General features: G+C 46.8%; 2 tRNA genes and 2 rRNA genes. All 4 read left to right on the top strand.

Going from position 1 to position 3,575, the window contains the following annotated elements:
* Positions 1-50 precede the first annotated feature (50 nt).
* The 4 genes from EQG63_RS12135 to rrf all read left to right on the top strand — a co-directional run bounded on the left by EQG63_RS12135 (position 51) and on the right by rrf (position 3,512).
* Positions 51-124, top strand: a tRNA-Ile gene (locus tag EQG63_RS12135).
* A 90-nt stretch (positions 125-214) separates the two neighbouring features.
* A tRNA-Ala gene (locus EQG63_RS12130) sits at positions 215-288 on the top strand.
* Between the two features lie 108 nt (positions 289-396).
* Positions 397-3,275 (top strand): 23S ribosomal RNA (locus EQG63_RS12125).
* 127 nt (positions 3,276-3,402) lie between these two features.
* A 5S ribosomal RNA gene (gene rrf / locus EQG63_RS12120) occupies positions 3,403-3,512 on the top strand.
* Positions 3,513-3,575 lie beyond the last annotated feature (63 nt).

The following is a 3,575-nucleotide window of genomic DNA, read 5'->3' as shown; positions in this document are numbered from 1 at the left end:
TTTTTTTTACTCTCGCTGTTAATTCAAATAATACAAATAAGTAAAAACAGAGTCTCGTAGCTCAGCTGGTTAGAGTACTACACTGATAATGTAGGGGTCCCCAGTTCGAGTCTGGGCGGGACTACAATTTTTACTTATAAAAAGGAAATTTTAGAGGTTGAGTAACCGTTTTAAGTACTGTTAACTGAAAACTGTTAACTGACAACTAAAAATTGGGGGATTAGCTCAGCTGGCTAGAGCGCCTGCCTTGCACGCAGGAGGTCAACGGTTCGACTCCGTTATTCTCCACGAATCTGTTTTAAACAGATAAAAGTTCATTGACATATTGAGATAAAAAAACATTTAAAAAGTAGAAAGAACACAGTTTAGTCTATTTATAGACGAAAACGAAAAGTACAATAAGCAAAATAAGGGCGTATGGGGGATGCCTAGGCTCTCAGAGGCGATGAAGGACGTGATAAGCTGCGAAAAGCTACGGGGATTGGCACACACGAATTGATCCGTAGATATCCGAATGGGGCAACCCAATACATTGAAGATGTATTACCCGATAGGGGGCAAACCCGCTGAACTGAAACATCTAAGTAGGCGGAGGAGAAGAAAACAAAAGTGATTCCGTAAGTAGTGGCGAGCGAACGCGGATTAGCCCAAACCAATGTTGTTACGGCAATGTTGGGGTTGTAGGACCACGACATTTCTTGCGGATTGAATTAGAATAACCTGGAAAGGTTAACCAAAGAGGGTGATAGTCCCGTATAAGTAAGAGAAGATAAGGATAGTGGTATCCTGAGTAGGGCGGGGCACGTGAAACCCTGTCTGAATTTGGCGGGACCATCCGCTAAGGCTAAATACTCCTGAGAGACCGATAGTGAACCAGTACTGTGAAGGAAAGGTGAAAAGAACCGTGAATAACGGAGTGAAATAGATCCTGAAACCATACGCTTACAAGCGGTCGGAGCCCTTTAGTGGGGTGACGGCGTGCCTTTTGCATAATGAGCCTACGAGTTAACGTTGCTGGCAAGGTTAAGCACTTCAGGTGCGGATCCGTAGCGAAAGCGAGTCTGAATAGGGCGCTTTAGTCAGTAGTGTTAGACGCGAAACCGTGTGATCTACCCATGGGCAGGATGAAGCTGTGGTAACACATAGTGGAGGTCCGAACCGGTTGACGTTGAAAAGTCTTCGGATGACCTGTGGGTAGGGGTGAAAGGCCAATCAAACTCGGAAATAGCTCGTACTCCCCGAAATGCATTTAGGTGCAGCGTTAGTTATAAAGTTATATAGAGGTAGAGCTACTGATTGGATGCGGGGGCTTCACCGCCTACCAATTCCTGACAAACTCCGAATGCTATATAATGTTCACTAACAGTGAGGGCTTGGGTGCTAAGGTCCAAGTCCGAGAGGGAAAGAACCCAGACCATCAGCTAAGGTCCCCAAATCTATACTAAGTTGAAAGAACGCGGTCTGACTGCATCGACAGCTAGGATGTTGGCTTGGAAGCAGCCATTCATTTAAAGAGTGCGTAACAGCTCACTAGTCGAGCGGTCGGGCATGGATAATAATCGGGCATAAGTATAGTACCGAAGCTATGGATTTGTAGTAATACAAGTGGTAGGGGAGCATTCTAACAGGGTTGAAGGTGTATCGTAAGGTATGCTGGACTGGTTAGAAAAGAAAATGTAGGCATAAGTAACGATAATGCGGGCGAGAAACCCGCACACCGAAAAACTAAGGTTTCCGCAGCTATGCTAATCAGCTGCGGGTTAGTCTGGTCCTAAGGCGAACCCGAAAGGGACAGTCGATGGCTAACGGGTTAATATTCCCGTACTACTATTAATTGTGATGGGGTGACGGAGTGATGAAAGCACCGCGAACTGACGGAATAGTTCGTTGAAGCACTTAACTATAGGTCTTGTAGGCAAATCCGCAAGAACTGGTGAAATGCGATAGTACTCGGAGTCTTCGGACAAAGGGATAGTGTGCCTAAGGGCTTCCAAGAAAAACCTCTAAACTTAGATTAATAGTACCAGTACCGTAAACCGACACAGGTAGTTGAGGAGAGAATCCTAAGGTGCTCGAGAGATTCATGGCTAAGGAATTAGGCAAAATAGACCCGTAACTTCGGGAGAAGGGTCGCCCCGAGTAATCGGGGCCGCAGTGAAGAGGTCCAGGCGACTGTTTATCAAAAACACAGGGCTCTGCAAAATCGTAAGATGAAGTATAGGGCCTGACACCTGCCCGGTGCTGGAAGGTTAAGAGGAGATGTTATCTTCGGAGAAGCATTGAATTGAAGCCCCAGTAAACGGCGGCCGTAACTATAACGGTCCTAAGGTAGCGAAATTCCTTGTCGGGTAAGTTCCGACCTGCACGAATGGTGTAACGATCTGGACACTGTCTCAGCCATGAGCTCGGTGAAATTGTAGTAACGGTGAAGATGCCGTTTACCCGCAGTGGGACGAAAAGACCCTGTGCACCTTTACTATAGCTTAGTATTGGTCTTGGATAAGTGATGTGTAGGATAGGTGGGAGACTGTGAAGTGGCGTCGCTAGGCGTTGTGGAGTCATTGTTGAAATACCACCCTTTGCTTATCTGAGGTCTAACCCCGTTTTGCGGGGGACATTGCTTGGTGGGTAGTTTGACTGGGGTGGTCGCCTCCAAAAGAGTAACGGAGGCTTCTAAAGGTTCCCTCAGCACGCTTGGTAACCGTGCGTAGAGTGCAATGGCATAAGGGAGCTTGACTGAGAGACATACAGGTCGATCAGGTACGAAAGTAGAGCATAGTGATCCGGTGGTTCCGCATGGAAGGGCCATCGCTCAAAGGATAAAAGGTACGCCGGGGATAACAGGCTGATCTCCCCCAAGAGCTCATATCGACGGGGGGGTTTGGCACCTCGATGTCGGCTCGTCACATCCTGGGGCTGGAGAAGGTCCCAAGGGTTGGGCTGTTCGCCCATTAAAGTGGCACGCGAGCTGGGTTCAGAACGTCGTGAGACAGTTCGGTCTCTATCTACTGTGGGCGCAAGAAATTTGAGTGGATCTGATTCTAGTACGAGAGGACCGAATTGGACTAACCTCTGGTGTATCTGTTGTTCCGCCAGGAGCACTGCAGAGTAGCTACGTTGGGAAGGGATAAGCGCTGAAAGCATATAAGCGCGAAACCCACCACAAGATGAGATTTCTTTTAAGGGTCGTGGAAGATGACCACGTTGATAGGCTATAGATGTAAAGGCAGTAATGTCATAGTCAAGTAGTACTAATAACCCGTAAGCTTATGTACGTCCTCTCCCGACTTCGGTCGGGAGAAGAAACTTTCTAAAACAAATAATGATTATTTATCTCAGTATGTTAAGATATTGTGTAATGTTGGTTCCAATATATACCGGAATCACCCTTGCAAACGACCTTAAGGTGGTTATTGCGTCGGGGCTCACCTCTTCCCATCTCGAACAGAGAAGTTAAGCCCGACAGCGCAGATGGTACTGCAGTTATGTGGGAGAGTATGTCGCTGCCTTTCTTTAGAAAAGTCCTTCACGAAAGTGAAGGACTTTTTTGTTTTATATTGGTTTAAGAGAGAATA

The organism is Flavobacterium amnicola (assembly GCF_004122165.1).
GTDB lineage: Bacteria > Bacteroidota > Bacteroidia > Flavobacteriales > Flavobacteriaceae > Flavobacterium > Flavobacterium amnicola.
This window is presented reverse-complemented; position numbering and strand designations above follow the sequence as displayed.